Genomic DNA, 17,764 nt, shown 5'->3' with positions numbered 1-17,764 from the left:
AAGGCGAACCCCGCCGATGCGGGTCAACGCGCGCGCTTTCGATTCACCAGCACGATGCCGGCGGCCACCGCCGCCAGCGCCGCCAGCAGTTGCACGGTGAGCTTCTCGTCCAGCAGCAGCACGCCGAACAGCAGCGCGAACAGCGGCGCCAGGAAGGTGAAGGACGACAGCTGCGTCGCGGGATAGTGCCGCAGCATCCACATCCACGCCAGGTAGCTCGCGAACGCGCCGATCACGGTCTGCAGCGCGATCGAACCCCAGGCGAGGCCGGAATAAGAGAAGGACCAGGCCTCGCCGAAGGCGAGCGACAGCAGGGGCGCGACCACCGCCGTCACCGCGACCTGGTAGAACAGCGTCTTCTCGGCGCTGACCGTCGCCATCTTCGAGCCGCGGATCACCAGCGTGGTGAGGCCCCACAGGATGCCGGCCGCGAGTCCGAGCGCGTCGCCGCGCAGCTGGCGCGGCGTGCTGCCGCCGGTGAAGCCTTCGCTGAAGGCGAGCGCCACGGCGGCGAAGGCGATCGCCAATCCGATCCACTGGACACGGCGCAGCCTTTCGGCGGGAACGATGCGCGGCAGCAGGATCGCGACCACGAAAGGCGAGGTGTAGAGGAAGACCGTGAGGCGCGACGCCGCGGTGTACTGCAGGCCGGTGTAGATGCAGGTGAACTCGCCGGCGAACAAGGCACCGGCGAGCAGGCCGGCGGACAGCGTGCCGTCGCGCTCGAACAGCTTGATGCCGCGCGACGCGCACCAGATCCACAGCAACACCGTCGCACCGGCGAAGCGGATCGCCGCCTGCCACAGGGGCGGCACTTCGGCGACGGTGGTCTTGATCAGGATCTGCTGGAAGCCCCAGAACAGGCAGCAGGCGACCAGCAGGGTGACGGCGAGGGTGTCGAGGTGTTGTTGTCGTTCGCGCATCGCGCGATGGTAGCGACGCGTGACCCGTCATCCCCGCCTCCGCGGGGATGATGTCAAGGATTTCGACCCGCGAGCTTTTGAAGGAGTTTTTTCAACGCCGCCTGTTCCGACGACGCCAGCGCGCTCAGCATCTGCGACTCGTGCGCCCGCGCCTTCTCCAGCAGCGGCCGCACCAGCCGCTTGCCGGCCGTCGTGATGCCCACCAGCGTGCGGCGCTGGTCGTCGGGGTCGGCGAGCAGTTCCACCCAGCCCTGTTCCGTCATGCGCTGCACCAGCTTGGTCACGGTGGGCTGCTTGGACAGCACCTCGTGCGCGAGCTGGCTCACGGTCATCGGCGGGCCGTCGTGCAGCGTGGCGAGCACCCGCCACTCGATCGAGCTCAGGCCGGCGGCCCGCACGTGGCCGTCGAAATCCTTGTACAGCGCGTGGTTCGCCTGCCCGAGCAGGTAGCCCAGGTAGCCGTGGACGAACCTTTCATGGCTCACAGCGGAAGCTCCGTGAAATAGCGGCCGCCGTGGAACAGCAGCGGCGTGGCGCCGTCGCGGTGGGTGCAGCGCTCCACCTCGCCGACGAAGATGACGTGGTCGCCTTCCTCGTAGCGGCTGCGGTTGAAGCACTCGAAGGTCGCCGCCGCGCCGTGCAGCAGCGGCGCGCCGCCCGCGCCTTCGTCGAAGGTGACGCCCAGCCAGCGGTCGGCACCCTTCTTCGCGAAGCGTTCGGCGAGCAGCTTCTGGTCCGCCGCCAGCACGTTGATCGCGTAATGCGAGCCGCCGCTGAACACCGGCAACGAGGCCGCGGCCCGGGCGAGACTCCACAGCACCAGCGGCGGCGAGAGCGAGACCGAGTTGAAGGAGTTCGCCGTCAGGCCGATCACCTGGCCGTCGGCCGCGCGGGCGGTCACGATGGTCACGCCGGTGGCGAACATGCCGAGGGCGGCCCGGAATTCCTGGGCCGAAAAGCTCGGCGGCTGCGCTTGGCGGGGCGGATTCATCGAAAGCCGGATTGCATGAAATTTCATGTATTATGGCCCGGAACCCCTCGAGGCGCTGATCGGCATGCTGCAGGAAACCATGGAACCCGCGTGGCTGGACGCGTTCGAGGCGGTCCTCGGCCGCTGCGGCCTGCAGGCCGGCGACACCGTCGCCGTGCTCAGCGAAAGCCAGAGCCGGCCCATCCTGCCGGAACTCGCGCGACTCGCGGCCGCGCGACGCGGCGCGCGGGTGTTCAGCCTCGTCGTCCCAAGCGTCTTCAGCAACGCATTGCCGGTCGCGCGTTCCACCGGCGCGTCGCCGGTGCTGCGCAATGTCGCTCCCGTGGTCGGCGCGCTGGCCGCGAGCACGCTGGTGGTGGACTGCACCGTCGAAGGCCTGATGCATGCCCCGGAGCTGCCGGCGATCCTCCAGGGCGGTGCCCGCGTGCTCTACGTGAGCAACGAACATCCCGAGGCGCTGGCGCGACTCGTTCCCGGCGATGCCCTGGAGCCGCTGGTCAAGGAGCACGTGAGGCGGCTGCGCGGCGCGCGCGAGATGCGCGTCACGTCCCCTGCCGGCACGGACCTCGCGATCTCCCTGCAGGGCGCCGTGTGCGGCGGCAACTGGGGCTACACCACGCGCCCGGGCACGATGACCCACTGGCCCGGTGGACTCGCGCTGGCCTTTCCCGCCGCCGGCAGCGTCAACGGCACCCTGGTCCTCGCCGAGGGCGACGTCAACCTCACATTCAAGCGCTATCTGGACAAGGCGGTCACGCTGCGCATCGAGAGCGATTACGTGACGCGCATCGAAGGCGCCGGCGTCGACGCCGACCTGATGCGCAGCTACATCGCCGCCTGGGGCGACCGCGAAGCCTACGCCGTCAGCCACGTCGGCTACGGCCTGAACCGCAACGCGCGCTGGGACAGCATGGCGCTGTACGACAAGCGCGACTTCAACGGCACCGAGCTGCGCGCCTTTGCCGGCAACTTCCTCTACAGCACCGGCGCCAACGAAGTGGCGGGCCGCCACACGTCCGGCCACTTCGACCTGCCGCTGCGCAATTGCACGGTGAAGCTCGATGGCGTCACCGTGGTCGACGCAGGACAACTTTCCGCATGACCTCCGTTCCCGCATTCACCACCCTGGGCGGTGGCCCGACCGTGCTGATGCTGCACGGCATCGGCGGCGGCCATCTCGCCTTCGCCCCGCAGGTGGAAACGCTCGCCAGCGCCGGCTACCGCGCCGTCGCCTGGGACATGCCCGGTTACGGCCACAGCGCGCCGATCGAGCCCTACACCTTCAAGGGCCTGGCGCAAAGCTGCATCCAGCTGATCGAGACGCTGAAGGTGAAGGACGTGATCCTGCTCGGTCACAGCATGGGCGGCATGGTGGCGCAGGAGGTGGTGGCGCGCCGGCCCGAGCTGGTGCGGCGCCTGGTCCTGTGCGGCACCTCGCCCGCCTTCGGCAAGCCCGATGGCGACTGGCAGCGCGAGTTCATCGCACAGCGCACCGCGCCGCTGGACGCGGGCAAGAGCATGGTGGACCTGGCCGAGACGCTGGTGCCGCAGATGGTCGGCCCCGGCGCGCTGCCCGAAGGCGTGCGGCTCGCCACGCACTGCATGGGCCTGGTGCCGGCGGCGACCTATCGCCGCGCGCTGGAGTGCCTCGTCACCTTCGACCGCCGCGGCAACCTCGGCAACATCCACGTTCCCACGCTGCTGCTTTCGGGCGAGCATGACCGCAACGCTCCGTCGGCCGTGATGAAGAAGATGGCCGATGCGATCGCCAACAGCACCTACTACGAGATGAAGGGCGTGGGCCACCTGCAGAACCTGGAAGCGCCGGACGACTTCGACGGGCTGCTGCTCAACTTCCTGAACCTGCCCGAGCCCCTGCTGCACTGACCCCAGGAGACCGGATGGACGCGAACCGACTCGATTTCACGCCCGCGGTGGGGGAGCACGCCTTCACCCCGCAGCAGCGCCAGCTGCTCGCGCTCGGCAACCGCCTCGGGCGCGAGAAGTTCGCGCCGCGCGCGGCGAAGTGGGACGAGGAAGCGAGCTTTCCTTTCGCCAACTACGACGACCTGCGCGAAGCCGGCCTGCTGAAGATCTGCGTGCCGGCGGCGCACGGCGGCCTCGGCGCGGACTATCCGACCTACATGATGGTGGCGGCCGAGGTCGGGCGCTTCTGCGGCGCCACGGCGCTCACGTGGAACATGCACGTGTCCTCCACGATGTGGACCGGCGTGCTGGCCGACGGCATCCCGATGACCGATACGCAGCGCGCCGAGCATGCCGCGCGCAGCCGCCTGCACTTCCGCCGTGTCGTGGAGGAAGGTGCGATCTACGCGCAGCCCTTCTCCGAAGGCAGCGCGGCCGCGGCGGGGCGAGCCCCCTTCGGCACGACGGCGCGCAAGGTCGAAGGCGGCTGGCTGGTGAACGGCCGTAAGATCTTCGCCTCGCTCTCCGGCGCGGCCAACTATTACGGTGTGCTGTGCACCGAGGACAAGGGCGACCAGCATCCGGACGCGAAGGACACGCTGTACCTCGCGGTGCCCGCCACCAGCCCCGGCTTCGCGATCAGCGGCGACTGGAATCCGCTGGGCATGCGCGGCACGGTCAGCCGCAACCTCACGTTCCAGGACGTCTTCGTGAGCGATGACGAGCAGCTGATGCCGCGCGGCGTCTACTGGAAGGGCGCGCAGACCTGGCCCGCGATGTTCTTCACGCTGGCGCCCACCTACATGGGCCTCGCGAATGCCGCCTACGATTTCACCGTGCAATACCTGCGCGGCGAAGTGCCCGGCGAACCGCCGGTGAAGCGGCGCATGTACCCGACCAAGCAGATCGCGGTGGCGCAGATGCGCATCCAGCTGGAACAACTGCGCAGCCTGTTCCTGCGCGCGATCACCGAAGCGCGGCCGAATCCCTCCAAGGACGAACGCATGCGCCTCTACGCCGCGCAGTACACCGTGATGGAAGGCGCCAACGACATCGCGCGGCTGGCGATCCGCACCTGCGGCGGCCAGAGCATGATGAAGCACCTGCCGCTGGAGCGCATCTACCGCGACAGCCGCTGCGGCGCGCTGATGCTGCCGTGGACGGCCGAACTGGTGCTCGACCGCATGGGCCGCGAGACGCTGTACGAGGCGGGCGAGAAGGACGACTGAACAGGCGCCGCTGCGGCGATCGTGAAAATCGGCGAGACTCCGCCACCATGACCACCGACACCGCAGACACCGTCACGCGTTTCGGCAGCGGCCGGGCCGTGAAGCGCATCGAGGACGAGGGGCTCCTCAAGGGGCTGGGACAGTACACCGACGATCTGGCGCCGGCCGGGCACTTGCGCGCGGTGTTCGTGCGCTCGCCCTATCCGCACGCGCGCATCGTCTCCATCGACACGGGCAATGCCGCATCCCTGCCGGGCGTGGTGCGCATCGCCACCGGCGCCGACCTGGAGCAGGCGGGCGTGAAACCGATCCCCACCAATCCGGCGTTCAGGCGCGCCGACGGTTCTCCCGCCGCGACGGCGCCGCGCCGCGCGCTCGCGCACGAGCGCGTGCGCTACGTCGGCGAACCCGTCGCCATCGTCGTCGCCGAGACGCTGCAGCAGGCGCGCGATGCGGCCGAGGCGGTCTGGGTGGAGTACGAGGAACTGCCGCACGTGGTGACGCTCGACGCGGCCACGGCGCCGGGCGCGCCCACGCTCGCCGATGCGCCCGACAACTTCGCCGCCGAGATGCGGGCCGGCGATGCGAAGCAATGCGACGCCGCTTTTGCGCAGGCCGCGCACGTGGTGAAGTTGAAGGTGGTGAACCAGCGCGTCGCGGCGCTGTCGATCGAGCCGCGTTCCGTGCTGGCGTGGGTCGCCGAAGACGGCCGCCTCACGCTCCGCATGAGCAGCCAGATGCCTTCCGGCGTGCGCAACTCGCTCGCCAACGACATCCTGGGCATCGGCCGCGACCAGGTGCGCGTCACGGTGGGCGATGTCGGCGGCGGCTTCGGCATGAAGACCGGCATCTATCCGGAGGATGCGGCAGCGGCCTGGGCCGCGTGGACGCTGAAGAAGCCGGTGAAGTGGATCGCCGATCGCAGCGAGGAATTCCTCTCGTCCTTCCACGGCCGCGACCAGCAGGCCCATGCGGAGCTCGCGCTGGATGCCAGCGGCAAGATCCTCGGCCTGCGGCTGCGCACGCTGGCCAACGTCGGCGCCTATGCGACGGCGACCGGCATGACGATCCCGATGGTGGTCGGCCCCTGGGTGCAGACCAGCGTCTACCACGTGCCGGCGATCGACTTCCACATCCGCTGCGTGCTGACCAACACTGCGTCGACCGCCGCCTACCGCGGCGCGGGGCGTCCCGAAGCGATCTTCATCATGGAGCGGCTGATGGACGAGGCCGCGCGCCAGGCCGGCATCGACCGCATCGAGCTGCGCCGCCGCAACTTCGTGCGTCCGGAGCAGATGCCTTACCGCAATCCGATGGGGCAGACCTACGACGTCGGCGAGTTCGGGAAGATCATGGACGAAGGCCTGGACCTCGCGGACTGGAGCGGCTTCGAGGCGCGCGCCACGCAGAGCAAGGCGCACGGCAAACTCCGCGGGCTGGGCATCTCCACCTTTCTCGAATGGACCAGCGGCAACGTGTTCGAGGAGCGCGTGACGGTGGACGTGAAGGCCGACGGCGTGATCGAGGTCTTCTCCGCCGTCAACCAGATGGGGCAGGGCATCGCCACCACGCTGGCGCAGCTGGTGGTCGACGTGTTCGGCGTGCCCATCGACAAGGTGCGCGTGGTGCTGGGCGACACGGATCGCGGCGATGGCTTCGGCAGCGCGGGGTCGCGCTCGCTGTTCACCGGCGGCTCGGCGCTGAGCCTCGGCTCGAAGAAGACGCTGGACACGGCACGCGAACTGGCGGCGAGGTCGCTGGAGGCTTCGCCGGCCGACCTGGACTACGCGGCGGGACGCTTCTCGGTGAAGGGCACGGACGTCGGCATCGGCCTGTTCGATCTTGCACGCCAGCAGCCGGGCGGGCACATCTTCACGGATCACACCAGTGCGGTGTCGGGCCCGAGCTGGCCCAACGGCTGCCACGTGAGCGAGGTGGAGATCGATCCGCAGACCGGCACCGTGCAGGTGGTGCGCTATTCCAGCGTCAACGACATCGGCCGCGTGGTGAATCCGATGATCGTGCGCGGCCAGCTCGATGGCGGCGCGGTGCAGGGCATCGGCCAGGCGCTGATGGAGCACATGGTCTACGACGCGGACAGCGGGCAGCCGGTGAGCGGCAGCCTGATGGATTACGCGGCGCCGCGCGCCGACGTCATCGCCTGCGAGTTCGTGACCGAGATGAACGAGACGGTGCCCTGCACGACCAATCCGCTGGGGGTGAAGGGCGTCGGCGAGCTGGGAACGATCGGCGCCGCGCCGAGCGTGGTGAATGCGGTGGCGGATGCGTTGGCGCGAGCGGGGAAGAAGGATGCGGCGCGCCAGCTCCAGATGCCATTGACGCCGCCAAAGGTCTGGGCGCTGCTGAATTCCTGACTTCGTCATTCCCGCGGAGGCGGGAACCCAGGTCATTCCAAAGAAGAAGGGGCGCGTTGCGCCCCTTCGTTCGAAAGCCCTGGACCCCCGCCTGCGCGGGGGTGACGAACCGTCAGGCGTTCGCCAGCTCCATCTCCATCTTCGCCCGCGGCTCATAGCCGTAGAAGTTGAACGCCATCGCCGGCTTCCGTCCGTCGATCAGCTCCGCCATCGCCTTGCCCGAGCCGGCGCCGTGGGTCCAGCCCAGCGTGCCGTGGCCCGCGTTGACCCACAGGCCTGCGACCCTGGTGCGGCCGATGTACGGGATGTTGGTCGGCGTCGCCGGACGCAGGCCGGTCCAGAACTTCGGGTCGCCGCCTTCTTCCGGCAGGCGCGTGTCGCACACGCCGGGCAGCACCTTCTCGATGCGCTGCGCCAGCATCCGGCAACGGTCCTGCGCCAGCTGCGAATTCAAAGTCGCGTCGTAGCCGGACACTTCGATGGTGCCCGCCACGCGCAGCTCGTCGCCCAGGCGGCTCATCGCCACCTTCACTTCGTCGTCGATCGAGCTTACGAAGGGCGCGTCGGCCGGCTTCTTCAGCTTGAAGGTCGCGCTGTAGCCCTTGCCCGGATAGATCGGCAGGTCCACGCCCACCTGGCGCAGCAGCGGCGCGGTGTAGGAACCGCAGGCCACGACGACGTCGTCGGCCACCAGGCGCTGCACGGCGCCGGTCGCGCGATCGCGCACCCGCACCGCGGCGATCTCGCCGCCGGCCGTCTCCAGCCGCTCGACGTCGTGGTTGAACAGGAAGCGCACGCCGCGCGCCTCGCACAGCTGGGCCAGCTTCTGCGTGAACACGCGGGCGTCACCGCTCTCGTCGGTGGACGTATAGGTGCCGCCGACGATCCTGTCGAAATTGCGGAAGGCCGGCTCGACGGCGAACAGCTCTTCGCGGCTCACCACCTTGCGGTCCACGCCGTACTGCTGCATGAGCCCGGCCGCGACACCGGCGTCGTCGAAAGCCTTCTGGTCGGTGTAGAAATGGGCGATGCCGCGCTCGAGGCGGCTGTATTCGATGCCGGTGGCGGACACGACGTCCTTGAGCGTGGCGTGGCTGTAGGCGCCCAGGGCCACCAGCTGCTGGACGTTGCGCTCGAAAGCCGCGTCGTTGCATTGGCCGAGGAACTGCAGGCCCCAGCGCCATTGCTGCCAGTCCAGCTGCGGGCGGAACAGCAGCGGCGCGTCGTTGCGGAACATCCACTTCAGCAGTTTCGCCGGGGCATGCCGGTTGGCCCACGGCTCGCAGTAGCTCACCGAGATCTGCGCCGCGTTGGCGAAGCTCGTCTCCAGCGCGGCGTCGGGCTGGCGGTCCACCACGATGACTTCATGGCCGCGTTCGGCGAGATGCCAGGCGGTGCTGATGCCGATGATGCCGGCGCCGAGGACGAGGGTTTGCATGGCCGATAGTTTGGTCCACGCCGCCCCATTCCAAAAGCAAGATTAAACTGATTCAGAAATCATCAGGATTGCTAATCCATGCAGACCTTCGACCCGGCCGCGCTCGAATGCCTGGCCGCCATCGTGGAGGAAGGCGGCTTCGAGCGCGCCGCCCAGCGGCTCAACATCACGCAATCGGCGGTATCGCAGAGGTTGCGCGCGCTCGAAGCCCAGGTGGGGACCGTGCTGATCGTGCGCAGCCGTCCGATCAGGCCGACTTCGGCGGGCCACCTGCTGCTCAAGCACACGCGCCAGCTGCGCCTGCTGCGCGCGGACATCGAGCGTGATTTGCGCGAGCTCGCGCCCAGCTCGGCCGGTGGCGCGCGCGAGGAGGAGCGGATCTCGCTCGCCATCAACGCCGACAGCATCGCGACCTGGGCGCTGCCGGCGCTGAACGCGGTCGCGCGCCAGGGCCTGCCGCTGGAGATCGTCACCGACGACCAGGACTTCACCCACGAGTGGCTGCGCGAAGGCCAGGTGATGGGATGCGTGACGACGGTGAAGCAGGCGCTGCGCGGCTGCAAGGTGCTGCCGCTCGGTGCGATGGATTACGTCGCCGTGGCGCAGGCCGACTTCGCGCGCGAGCGCTTTCCCCAGGGACTCACGCCGCACAACTTCAAGGACATCCCCTTCGTCGCCTTCAACCGCAAGGACGACATGCAGGCGGAGTTCGTGGCCAGGGCTTTCGGCCTGAAGCGCGTGTCCCTCCACCAGTTCTTCGTCCCGAGTTCCGAAGGACAGGTGCGCGCGGTGCTGGCCGGCTGGGGCGCGAGCGTGGTGCCGGAATCGCTGGTGCGCGGACTGCTCGCGCAGGGAGAGCTGGTGAACGTGCTGCCGCAGGCGAAGGTGCCGGTGCAGCTCTATTGGCACTGCTGGAACCTGGAGTCCGCGGTGCTGGACCAGCTGACGAACGCGCTGGCCGAAGCGGCGCGCCAGGCCCTCAGCGCGGCTTGACGGGCGCGCTCAGCGCGGCGCGGTGGAGCCGTGCGGCAGGAGGTCGCCGGGCGCGGGTCCGAAGGGCTCGGGGCCGGCCAGCGCCAGCAGGATCGCGATGACGATGGCCACGATCCAGGCGATCGTCGGGGTCCATAGCGGCTTCATGTCCAACTCCCCAATACGTATTTTTCTCGGGAGCCAGTGTGCGCGCTTTGCGCGAGGCGTTCGCGTCGCTTGTGTAAAGCCCCTGTGGCAGTTGTTCCCAAAAAAATTCGCGTCTCAGGCCCCGAGATCGAGGACGAAGGTTTCCCGGAAACCTTCCTGTTCGCCCTTGCGCGCGTAGCCGAGGGTGTTGGCCACCACGCGGCAGCGGCCTTCCACGTAGTCGTGCTGGCAATGCAGGTGGCCGTGCAGCCAGAAGTCCGCCTGCTGCATCAGGTCCTCCAGCGAGTTGCAGAAACCCGCGGTTGCCGGCGTCTCGCCGTAGCGCGGATCGGCGCTGCGCAAGCTGGGGGCGAAATGCGTGACGACGACGGTGGTGCCGTCGAAAGGCTGCGCGAGCGCGTCGCGCAGCCAGGCCTCGCACACCAGCGCCTGTTCGCGCCAGCCCTCGGCCAGCATCATCTGCCCGTGCCGCATGGCGGCCGCTTTCTTCAGGTAGTAGTTGGCGGCGCGGAAGGCCTTGTGCCGCTGCTTCAGCGCTTCCTGCAGCGTCGGCTCGGGCTGCCCCGGCTTGTGCACCAGTGCATCGAAGTCGGCCCACAGCGTGGTGCCGACGAAGCGGACACGGTCGCGCACCAGTACCTCCCGTTCCAGCCAGGTGATGCCCAGCCGTTCGCAGGTCTCGCGCAGCCGCGCGTGCGTGTGGTCGAAGTCGAGCGCGTCGTATTCGTGGTTGCCGGGCACGTAGAGCACCGGCACCGGCCAGCCCTGCTTCGGCGAGAAGGGCGCGAGGCCGAAGTCATGGTCCTGCAGCAGCGTGCCGGACTGGTAGGACCCGATGTCGCCGGCCAGCACGAGCAGCTCGGCTTCGGGGGCGGGACGCGGGCGGTAGTGGGGGTGCCCTTCCAGGTGGAGGTCGGACATCAGCTGGATCTTCACCCCGCCATTGTCCGGGCCTTTGCGCCTTCAGAGTTTGACGCCGGCGGCCTTGACGGCCGGCGCGAGCTGCGCCACCTGTTCCTTGACGAAGGCGGCGAAGGCCGGTTGGCTCACCGCGTTGGTGCTGATGCCCAGGTCCACCATGCGCCGCTTGAAGTCCGCGCCGGCCAGGATCTCGTTGACCGCCGCGTGCAGGCGCGTCACCACGTCGGCCGGCAGTTTGGCCGGCCCCGACAGGCCGAAGAAGTTGTCCAGCACCAGCCGGCGATGGCCGCTCTCGACGACGCTGGGCACGTCGGGCACCAGCGGCGAGCGGTTGGCCGAGGTCACCGCCAGCGGCAAGATCTGGCCGCTCTTGAAGTAGGGCACGAAGGCGGTCACGACGTCGATGCCCACCGGCACCACGCCCGCGATCAGGTCGGTGGTCATCGGCGCGCCGCCGCGGTAGGGCACGTGGACCATGTTGATGCCCAGCGCGTTCTTCATCAGCTCGCCGTAGATGTGGCCGATGGAGGCCGGTCCGCCGGAGCCGAAATCGAGACGGCCGGACTTCTTCGCCATCGCCTCCAGGTCGGCGATGGTCTTGAGCCCCGACTTCGGGTTCGCCATCACCACGCAAGGCGCGCTGCCGACCAGCGCGATGTGCGTGAAGCCTTCGACCGGGTCGTAGGGCTGCTTCTCCAGCGCGAAGGGGCCGATCGAGATCGGCGTGGAGTTGGACAGCATCAGCGTGTAGCCATCGGGCGCGGACTGCGTCACGTTGAGCCCGCCGACGCTGCCGCCGGCACCGGGCCGGTTGTCGACCACCACGGCCTGGCCGAGCTTCGTCGCCAGCTGTTCGCCCAGCGCGCGGGCGACGATGTCGCTGGCGCCGCCGGCCGGGAAGGTCACCACGATGCGGATCGGCCGGTCCGGGTACGCCGCGAAGGCGGGCAGGGCGACGCTCGCGGCGCCGGCGGACACCGCCTGCAGGAAGCGGCGGCGGGACGGGATACGGGACATGGCGCTCTCCTTGCCACGCGGTGGCGATGCCCAGCGTACGCAAGCGGCGTGCCCAAGTCCATGGGGCCGGGCCTCTACGGCGCCTTCGCGAAGGCCTTCTGGGCGGAAGCGGCGAGCGCGAGGCGCAGCCAGGCGTGGTCGCTGCGCTGGCCCTGGCGGCGGTGCCACAGCGCGTCCACGTGCACCGGCGGCACGTCGAAGGGCAGGTCGCGCTGCACCAGCTGCTCGGCGCGGCCGGTCACGTCGACGAAGTGCGCCGGCAGCACCGTGAGCAGGTCGGAGGTCACGACCACCCGGCCGGCGGTGAAGAACTGGTTCACCGTCAGCACCACGCGCCGGCTGCGCCCCAGGGACGCGAGGGCCTCGTCGATGAAGCCGTAGGGCCGGCCCGAAAAGCTCACCAGCATGTGGCGGGCCTCGCAGAAGCGCTTGAGCGTGAGCGGCCCGCGCGACAGGGGATGGTCCTTGCGCATCACGCAGACATAGCGCCCGTCGTACAGGCGCTGGTGGTCGAAGGCAGCCAGGCCGCCGGCCTGGGCCTGGGCGGTGAGGTCGGCCAGCACCGCCGGGAAGAAGCCGACGGCGATGTCGATCTGGCCTTCGTCGAGCAGCTGGCGCGGATCGCGCGTGGTGAGGGGCTGGCAGCGCACGGTCACGCCCGGCGCGTCCCGTTCCAGGATCTCGACCAGCCCGGGCATCAGCTCGGCCCCGGTGGCGTCGGCCAGCGCCATGGAGAAGGTGGTGTTCGCCTCGGAGGCGATGAACTGGCCCGGCGTGATCGACGACTCGAGCTGGCGCAGGGCATCGGCGATCGCCGGCCACAGCGCCTGCGCCCGCGGCGTCGGTTCCACCCCGTAGCCGCTGCGGGTGACCAGCCGGTCGCCCAGGGCGTCCCGCAGCCGGTTCAGGGCGTTGCTGACGGCGGGCTGGGTCATCGACAGGTTGCGCGCCGCCCGGGTCAGGTTGCGCTCGGCCATGACCTGGTCGAAGACCCGCAGCAGGTTCAGGTCCAGGGTCCGGAAATTGGGTGGTTTCATACGTTTGGTGAATGATATGCATCACTACTAAAAAGTAGCCAAATATCAGGGTAGACCCTAGTATTCATCCCACGCAAGCGACATACCGCCGCAAGCGACCTGAAGGGGAAGAAAAAAATGGCACGCTTCATCCAAGCTGAATATCCGCAACAGCACGCCGGCATCACCCGTGTCGCCCGTGGCCTGGAAGTCCTCGCCAGCCTGAATGCCACCCATGTGGTGCTGCACGGCCTGGCTTTCATCGGCTCGCCGGTGACCCGCGCGGCCGCCAAGGTCCGCGCCAAGCTGGAGTCCCTGGCCGCCGTCCGCGCCCAGCGCCGGGCCGACGACAAGCTGTGGAAGCTGGCGCTCACCGACGCCCGCATCATGGCCGACCTGAGCCGCGCCATGAGCCGGGACGCCCAGCGCGACCTCCGCGGCTACCTGTAAACCGGGAGGGGGAGTCATGGGCGCTACCGTCTACACCTCCCTGGTGAGCCAGTTTGTCCAGGTCCTGCCGCGCCCCGTGCTCGGCCTGCTGGACGCCTGGTCCTACCGCGTGGCCCAGCGCCGCTGGCGCGAGCGCCAGCAGAAGTTGGCGCGCAGGCATTCGCCCGTGGTGGACGCAGCGATCCCGTATCAGCTGCGGCCCTGGCGGGATTGAGTCTCGCAGCCTGAATGACAAAAGCCACCTGAGGGGTGGCTTTTTGTTTTTCGGATGCCCTGGGCCCCCGCCTGCGCGGGGGTGGCGGCTTCGTAGGCTGGGGAGCAACCCCAGCACCCACGATCAAGCCGCCAGCCGCTTCTCGATCGCCGCCTTGGTGTCCTTCAGCTCCTGCGGCAGCCGCGTCGCCAGTTGCTGGAACAGCTCCTGGTGCAGCTGCAGTTCCTTTTCCCAGGCCGGCAGGTCGATGGAGATCACCTTGTCGAACTGCTCCCGGGTGAAGGGCAGGCCTTCCCAGTTCAGTTCCTGGTAGCCGGGGCTGATGCCGAAGGCATGCTGCTCGCCCTGGGCCTTGCCTTCGATGCGGTCGATCATCCACTTCAGCACGCGCATGTTCTCGCCGTAGCCCGGCCAGACGAACTTGCCGTCGGCGTCCTTGCGGAACCAGTTGGTGGTGAAGATCTTGGGCAGCCTGGCGCCCGACGCCTCCAGCTTGCGGCCCAGGGTGAGCCAGTGCCGGAAGTAGTCGCTCATGTTGTAGCCGGTGAAGGGCAGCATGGCGAACGGGTCGCGGCGCACCACGCCCTGCGCGCCGATGATGGCGGCGGTGGTCTCGGAGGCCATGGTGGCGGCCATGTAGACGCCTTCCACCCAGTCGTTGGCTTCGGTCACCAGCGGCACGGTGGTGGAGCGGCGGCCGCCGAAGATGAAGGCGTCGATCGGCACGCCGGCGGGGTCGTCCCAGGCCGGGTCGAGCACGGGGTTGTTGGTCGCGGCGACGGTGAAGCGCGCGTTGGGATGCGCGGCCTTGGCGCCGGTCTCGCGGGCGATCTGCGGCGTCCAGTCCTTGCCCTGCCAGTCGATGGCGTGGGCCGGCGCTTCGCCGTCCATGCCTTCCCACCAGACGTCGCCGTCATCGGTCAGGGCGACGTTCGTGTAGATCACGTCCTTCTTGAGCGAATCCATGCAGTTGGGATTCGTCTTGTAGTTCGTGCCGGGCGCCACGCCGAAGTAGCCGGCTTCCGGATTGATCGCGTACAGGCGGCCGTCGGCGGCGGGCTTGATCCAGGCGATGTCGTCGCCGATCGTGGTGACCTTCCAGCCTTCGAAGCCCTTGGGCGGGACCAGCATGGAGAAGTTGGTCTTGCCGCAGGCCGAGGGGAAGGCGGCGGCCACGTGGTACTTCTTGCCCTGGGGATTGGTCACGCCCAGGATCAGCATGTGCTCGGCGAGCCAGCCCTGGTCGCGGCCCATGGTGGAGGCGATGCGCAGCGCGAAGCACTTCTTGCCCAGCAGCGCGTTGCCGCCGTAGCCGGAACCGTACGACCAGATCTCGCGCGTCTCGGGGTAGTGCACGATGTACTTGGTCTTGTTGTTCGGCCAGGCGGTCTTGTCCTTCTCGCCCGGCTGCAGCGGCGCGCCGACGGTGTGCACGCAGGGCACGAACTCGCCGTCGACGCCCAGCACGTCGTACACCGCCTTGCCCATGCGGGTCATCAGGCGCATGTTGACCGCCACGTAGGCGCTGTCGGAGAGCTCCACCCCGATGTGGGCGATATCGGAGCCGAGCGGGCCCATGGAGAAGGGCACCACGTACATCGTGCGGCCGCGCATGCAGCCGTCGAACAGCGGCTGCATCGTCGCGCGCATCTCCTGCGGGTCGACCCAGTTGTTGGTCGGGCCGGCGTCGTCCTTCTGGCGCGAGCAGACGAAGGTGCGGTCTTCGACGCGGGCGACGTCGCTCGGATCGGACCAGGCCAGGAAGGAACCGGGGCGCTTGGCCGGATTCAGTTTCTTGAAGGTGCCCTTGTCCACCAGCAGCTGGCACAGGCGGTCGTATTCCTCCTGGCTGCCGTCGCACCAGTCGACCTGGTCCGGCTTGCACAGGGCGACCATGTCGGCCACCCAGGCGATCAGCTTGGCGTTCTTGACGTAGTTGGGGGCCTGGACGTTCAGGCCGCGCATGACGGGAGAGTTCATCCTCTGGAGCTCCTAAGTTGAAAAGCGTGTTTCCAAAGGAGGCAGGCCGCTGCGCGCCCTTTCAAAACAGGCTTCGGCTCAGTCGGCTGCAGGGGCGGGATGGGTCGCCGCTGGGTCGGCTGGGAGGCGCCCATTTTAGGGAGCGCGACCGGCAGGGACCAGTTGAACTGCGGCGATTCCATGCAAAACATGCATGAGGTTATGCGTCGGGCAGCTTCCTGCCGCGCAAAGGACAAAGGCCCCCGGGCATCGCTGCTCGGGGGCCTTTGGAAGAGAGGGGGTCGTTGCCGGATCAGGCCATGTAGATGGCGATGAAGGCCAGCAGGAACATCAGCGCCGCGCCGACCATGGGCAGCACGATCGGGATGGCGGGCACCACGGCTTCCACCGCATCCTGCGGCTCGTAGTCGTGGCCATGGTGGGTGGGCTCGTTGGGGCTCGTCATGGGGTCCTCGGTGTTCTGTCGGATCCCCCGATTCTAGCCAACCCGCCCGCCCCCGCCCGTCAGAGGAGGGCGTAGGTGGTGGTGGCGCGGCAGGCGCTCTTGCCGTCCTCGGCGCCGCGGATGTCGATCTCGCCGAACGCCAGCGACTTGCCGGCACGGACGATGCGCGCCTGCACCAGCGCGTCCTGGGCCGACAGCGGCTTGAGGAAGCTGGTGTTCATCTGCACGGTGGTGCAGGGCTTGAACGAGCCGAACTGGTTGATCAGCGCCAGCACCATGGCCGTGTCCGCCGCCGCCATCATGGCCTGGCCGCAGAGCATGTTGCCCGCGCGCGCGAGCTTCGCGTCGTGCGGCAGCCTCAGCGTGACGCTGCCCGCATCGAAGTGCTCCACGCGCAGCCCGAGTTCCTGCACCCACGGCGCGAAGTACTCGGGCAGCGCTCCCTGCAGGGTGTCCTTGTCCATCATTCCTCCTCCGCCTGGAATCCGGCCGCGCGCAGCGCCTCCAGCAGCCCCTCCACGTGGGCGCGGCCGCGGGTCTGCACCACCAGTTCGATCTCCACGTTCTGCGCCGCCAGCAAGGTGAAGGCGCGCTGGTGGTGGACTTCGTCGATGTTGCCGCCGGCCTCGCTGACCACCGTGGTGATCTTCGCCAGCGAGCCCGGCACGTCGCGGGCGCAGACCTTCAGCCGCGCGAGCCGGCCGGCCCGCACCATGCCGCGCTGGATGATCGCCGCCAGCAGCATCGGGTCGATGTTGCCGCCGCCCAGCACCAACCCGACCTTGCGGCCGCGGTAGCGCTCCGGCTCCTTGTTCATCGCCGCGAGCGGCGCGGCGCCGGCGCCCTCGACGAGCGTCTTCTCGATGTCCAGCAGCATCACGATGCCCTGCTCGATGTCGCCCTCGTCGACCAGCACGATGTCGTCTACGTACTTTTCCACCAGCTGCTGCGTGAGCTGGCCCGGGCGGCCGACCGCGATGCCCTCGGCGATCGTCGGCCCGCCCTGCGGCAGCGCGTCGTGTTTCAACGCGTTGTACATATTGGGAAAGCGCAGCGTCTGCACGCCGATCACGCGGATGCCGGGCTTGAGCGACTTGGCCGCCGCGGCGATGCCGCCGATCAGTCCGCCGCCGCCGATGGCCACCACCAGGGTGTCGAGTTGCGGCACGGCTTCCAGCATCTCCAGCGCCACCGTGCCCTGGCCCGCGATGATGGCCGCGTCGTCGTAGGGGTGAACGAAGGTGAGCTGCCGCGCCTGCGCCAGCTCCAATGCGTGGCCGCGGGCCTCCTCCAGCGTGTCGCCGTGCAGCACGACCTCGGCGCCGAAGCCCCGGGTGCGCTCCACCTTCACCACCGGCGTGAAGCGCGGCATCACGATCACGGCGCGCATGCCGAGGCGCTGCGCGTGGTAAGCCACGCCCTGGGCATGGTTGCCGGCGCTCATGGCGACCACGCCGTACCGCCGTTCCTCCTGGCTCAGCTGTGCCAGCTTGTTGCAGGCACCCCGCTCCTTGAAGGATGCGGTGAACTGCAGGTTCTCGAACTTCAGGAACACCTGGCAGTCCGCAATCTGCGACAGCGTGCGGGATTCGACACAGGGCGTGACGAGCACCTGTCCATGCAGGCGGGCGGCTGCTTCGCGGATGTCCTTCAGGCCGATCATGGGGGGCATTGTGCTTGGGCGCCGGCCATCGCGGGT

At 68.8% G+C, this 17,764-nt stretch carries 19 protein-coding genes; 7 read left to right on the top strand and 12 right to left on the bottom strand.

The features are described from left to right. Nucleotides 1-23 precede the first annotated feature (23 nt). The 3 genes from VF522_RS20520 to VF522_RS20510 are packed head-to-tail and all read right to left on the bottom strand — an operon-like array spanning nucleotide 24 to nucleotide 1,914. Nucleotides 24-923 carry a DMT family transporter gene (locus tag VF522_RS20520; RefSeq protein WP_330910171.1) on the bottom strand — a complete coding sequence of 300 codons (900 nt, stop codon included), beginning with the start codon at nucleotides 921-923 and terminating at the stop codon, nucleotides 24-26. A gap of 53 nt (nucleotides 924-976) precedes the next feature. Further along, complete coding sequence (locus VF522_RS20515; protein ID WP_330910170.1) at nucleotides 977-1,408, bottom strand: MarR family winged helix-turn-helix transcriptional regulator; 432 nt, start codon at nucleotides 1,406-1,408, stop codon at nucleotides 977-979. Beyond that, nucleotides 1,405-1,914, bottom strand: a complete 510-nt coding sequence (locus VF522_RS20510; RefSeq protein WP_330910169.1) for a flavin reductase family protein — start codon at nucleotides 1,912-1,914, stop codon at nucleotides 1,405-1,407. The genes VF522_RS20515 and VF522_RS20510 overlap by 4 nt, the downstream gene beginning before the upstream one ends. Before the next feature lie 64 nt (nucleotides 1,915-1,978). Between VF522_RS20510 and VF522_RS20505 the strand changes: the two genes are divergently transcribed. From VF522_RS20505 to VF522_RS20490, 4 genes are read left to right on the top strand one after another with little or no spacing between them, the layout of a single operon-like run. Next, a complete protein-coding gene (locus VF522_RS20505) occupies nucleotides 1,979-3,016 on the top strand; it encodes a peptidase M29 (RefSeq protein WP_330910172.1) in 1,038 nt (345 codons plus the stop codon). Next, the gene (locus VF522_RS20500) at nucleotides 3,013-3,801 is read left to right on the top strand and encodes an alpha/beta hydrolase (protein ID WP_330910168.1); all 789 of its coding nucleotides are present in this window, start codon (nucleotides 3,013-3,015) and stop codon (nucleotides 3,799-3,801) included. Before VF522_RS20505 ends, VF522_RS20500 begins: the two co-directional genes overlap by 4 nt. A gap of 14 nt (nucleotides 3,802-3,815) precedes the next feature. After that, a complete protein-coding gene (locus VF522_RS20495; protein ID WP_330910167.1) occupies nucleotides 3,816-5,069 on the top strand; it encodes an acyl-CoA dehydrogenase family protein in 1,254 nt (417 codons plus the stop codon). Nucleotides 5,070-5,116: 47 nt separating this feature from the next. After that, entirely contained in the window at nucleotides 5,117-7,444 is a 2,328-nt protein-coding gene (locus tag VF522_RS20490; RefSeq protein WP_330910166.1) for a xanthine dehydrogenase family protein molybdopterin-binding subunit, read from the top strand. Between the two features lie 112 nt (nucleotides 7,445-7,556). Here VF522_RS20490 and VF522_RS20485 read toward each other — a convergent pair whose 3' ends face one another. Further along, the gene (locus tag VF522_RS20485; RefSeq protein WP_330910165.1) at nucleotides 7,557-8,882 is read right to left on the bottom strand and encodes a D-amino acid dehydrogenase; all 1,326 of its coding nucleotides are present in this window, start codon (nucleotides 8,880-8,882) and stop codon (nucleotides 7,557-7,559) included. Between the two features lie 78 nt (nucleotides 8,883-8,960). Between VF522_RS20485 and VF522_RS20480 the strand changes: the two genes are divergently transcribed. Further along, nucleotides 8,961-9,875, top strand: coding sequence for a LysR family transcriptional regulator ArgP (locus VF522_RS20480; protein WP_330910164.1), 915 nt, complete (start codon nucleotides 8,961-8,963; stop codon nucleotides 9,873-9,875). A 9-nt stretch (nucleotides 9,876-9,884) separates the two neighbouring features. Here the strand turns inward: VF522_RS20480 and VF522_RS20475 are convergent, their stop codons facing one another. The 4 genes from VF522_RS20475 to VF522_RS20460 all read right to left on the bottom strand — a co-directional run bounded on the left by VF522_RS20475 (nucleotide 9,885) and on the right by VF522_RS20460 (nucleotide 12,997). Continuing rightward, nucleotides 9,885-10,022, bottom strand: coding sequence for a hypothetical protein (locus VF522_RS20475; protein ID WP_330910163.1), 138 nt, complete (start codon nucleotides 10,020-10,022; stop codon nucleotides 9,885-9,887). Between the two features lie 114 nt (nucleotides 10,023-10,136). After that, complete coding sequence (locus VF522_RS20470) at nucleotides 10,137-10,958, bottom strand: metallophosphoesterase (RefSeq protein WP_330910162.1); 822 nt, start codon at nucleotides 10,956-10,958, stop codon at nucleotides 10,137-10,139. Between the two features lie 27 nt (nucleotides 10,959-10,985). Next, nucleotides 10,986-11,960, bottom strand: coding sequence for a tripartite tricarboxylate transporter substrate binding protein (locus VF522_RS20465; protein ID WP_330910161.1), 975 nt, complete (start codon nucleotides 11,958-11,960; stop codon nucleotides 10,986-10,988). 74 nt (nucleotides 11,961-12,034) lie between these two features. Next, nucleotides 12,035-12,997 (bottom strand): LysR family transcriptional regulator, encoded by a 963-nt coding sequence (locus tag VF522_RS20460; protein ID WP_330910160.1) that lies wholly within the window; start codon nucleotides 12,995-12,997, stop codon nucleotides 12,035-12,037. Between the two features lie 117 nt (nucleotides 12,998-13,114). Here VF522_RS20460 and VF522_RS20455 point away from each other — a divergent pair, with 117 nt between their 5' ends. Both VF522_RS20455 and VF522_RS20450 read left to right on the top strand, forming a co-directional pair. Next, nucleotides 13,115-13,426, top strand: coding sequence for a hypothetical protein (locus tag VF522_RS20455; protein WP_330910159.1), 312 nt, complete (start codon nucleotides 13,115-13,117; stop codon nucleotides 13,424-13,426). 16 nt (nucleotides 13,427-13,442) lie between these two features. After that, nucleotides 13,443-13,640 (top strand): hypothetical protein, encoded by a 198-nt coding sequence (locus VF522_RS20450; protein WP_330910158.1) that lies wholly within the window; start codon nucleotides 13,443-13,445, stop codon nucleotides 13,638-13,640. A gap of 123 nt (nucleotides 13,641-13,763) precedes the next feature. Here VF522_RS20450 and VF522_RS20445 read toward each other — a convergent pair whose 3' ends face one another. The 4 genes from VF522_RS20445 to VF522_RS20430 form a co-directional block, all read right to left on the bottom strand. Further along, nucleotides 13,764-15,620 carry a phosphoenolpyruvate carboxykinase (GTP) gene (locus VF522_RS20445; protein WP_330910157.1) on the bottom strand — a complete coding sequence of 619 codons (1,857 nt, stop codon included), beginning with the start codon at nucleotides 15,618-15,620 and terminating at the stop codon, nucleotides 13,764-13,766. Between the two features lie 292 nt (nucleotides 15,621-15,912). Beyond that, nucleotides 15,913-16,065, bottom strand: coding sequence for a hypothetical protein (locus tag VF522_RS20440; RefSeq protein WP_330910156.1), 153 nt, complete (start codon nucleotides 16,063-16,065; stop codon nucleotides 15,913-15,915). 59 nt (nucleotides 16,066-16,124) lie between these two features. After that, nucleotides 16,125-16,529, bottom strand: a complete 405-nt coding sequence (locus tag VF522_RS20435) for a PaaI family thioesterase (protein ID WP_330910155.1) — start codon at nucleotides 16,527-16,529, stop codon at nucleotides 16,125-16,127. Beyond that, nucleotides 16,529-17,728 (bottom strand): threonine ammonia-lyase, encoded by a 1,200-nt coding sequence (locus tag VF522_RS20430; RefSeq protein WP_330910154.1) that lies wholly within the window; start codon nucleotides 17,726-17,728, stop codon nucleotides 16,529-16,531. Before VF522_RS20430 ends, VF522_RS20435 begins: the two co-directional genes overlap by 1 nt. Nucleotides 17,729-17,764: the final 36 nt, after the last annotated feature.

The sequence above is a fragment of the Ramlibacter sp. genome (assembly GCF_036383835.1).
Taxonomy (GTDB): Bacteria; Pseudomonadota; Gammaproteobacteria; order Burkholderiales; family Burkholderiaceae_C; genus Ramlibacter.
This window is presented reverse-complemented; position numbering and strand designations above follow the sequence as displayed.

Excerpts from the sequence above, each read along its gene's own strand:
- VF522_RS20460 (WP_330910160.1), bottom strand. The coding sequence starts at position 12,997 with ATGAAACCACCCAATTTCCGGACCCTGGACCTGAACCTGCTGCGGGTC.
- VF522_RS20500 (WP_330910168.1), top strand. The coding sequence starts at position 3,013 with ATGACCTCCGTTCCCGCATTCACCACCCTGGGCGGTGGCCCGACCGTG.
- VF522_RS20440 (WP_330910156.1), bottom strand. The coding sequence starts at position 16,065 with ATGACGAGCCCCAACGAGCCCACCCACCATGGCCACGACTACGAGCCG.
- VF522_RS20480 (WP_330910164.1), top strand. The coding sequence starts at position 8,961 with ATGCAGACCTTCGACCCGGCCGCGCTCGAATGCCTGGCCGCCATCGTG.
- VF522_RS20445 (WP_330910157.1), bottom strand. The coding sequence starts at position 15,620 with ATGAACTCTCCCGTCATGCGCGGCCTGAACGTCCAGGCCCCCAACTAC.
- VF522_RS20520 (WP_330910171.1), bottom strand. The coding sequence starts at position 923 with ATGCGCGAACGACAACAACACCTCGACACCCTCGCCGTCACCCTGCTG.
- VF522_RS20505 (WP_330910172.1), top strand. The coding sequence starts at position 1,979 with ATGCTGCAGGAAACCATGGAACCCGCGTGGCTGGACGCGTTCGAGGCG.
- VF522_RS20450 (WP_330910158.1), top strand. The coding sequence starts at position 13,443 with ATGGGCGCTACCGTCTACACCTCCCTGGTGAGCCAGTTTGTCCAGGTC.
- VF522_RS20495 (WP_330910167.1), top strand. The coding sequence starts at position 3,816 with ATGGACGCGAACCGACTCGATTTCACGCCCGCGGTGGGGGAGCACGCC.
- VF522_RS20485 (WP_330910165.1), bottom strand. The coding sequence starts at position 8,882 with ATGCAAACCCTCGTCCTCGGCGCCGGCATCATCGGCATCAGCACCGCC.
- VF522_RS20490 (WP_330910166.1), top strand. The coding sequence starts at position 5,117 with ATGACCACCGACACCGCAGACACCGTCACGCGTTTCGGCAGCGGCCGG.
- VF522_RS20435 (WP_330910155.1), bottom strand. The coding sequence starts at position 16,529 with ATGGACAAGGACACCCTGCAGGGAGCGCTGCCCGAGTACTTCGCGCCG.
- VF522_RS20510 (WP_330910169.1), bottom strand. The coding sequence starts at position 1,914 with ATGAATCCGCCCCGCCAAGCGCAGCCGCCGAGCTTTTCGGCCCAGGAA.
- VF522_RS20455 (WP_330910159.1), top strand. The coding sequence starts at position 13,115 with ATGGCACGCTTCATCCAAGCTGAATATCCGCAACAGCACGCCGGCATC.
- VF522_RS20430 (WP_330910154.1), bottom strand. The coding sequence starts at position 17,728 with ATGATCGGCCTGAAGGACATCCGCGAAGCAGCCGCCCGCCTGCATGGA.
- VF522_RS20465 (WP_330910161.1), bottom strand. The coding sequence starts at position 11,960 with ATGTCCCGTATCCCGTCCCGCCGCCGCTTCCTGCAGGCGGTGTCCGCC.
- VF522_RS20475 (WP_330910163.1), bottom strand. The coding sequence starts at position 10,022 with ATGAAGCCGCTATGGACCCCGACGATCGCCTGGATCGTGGCCATCGTC.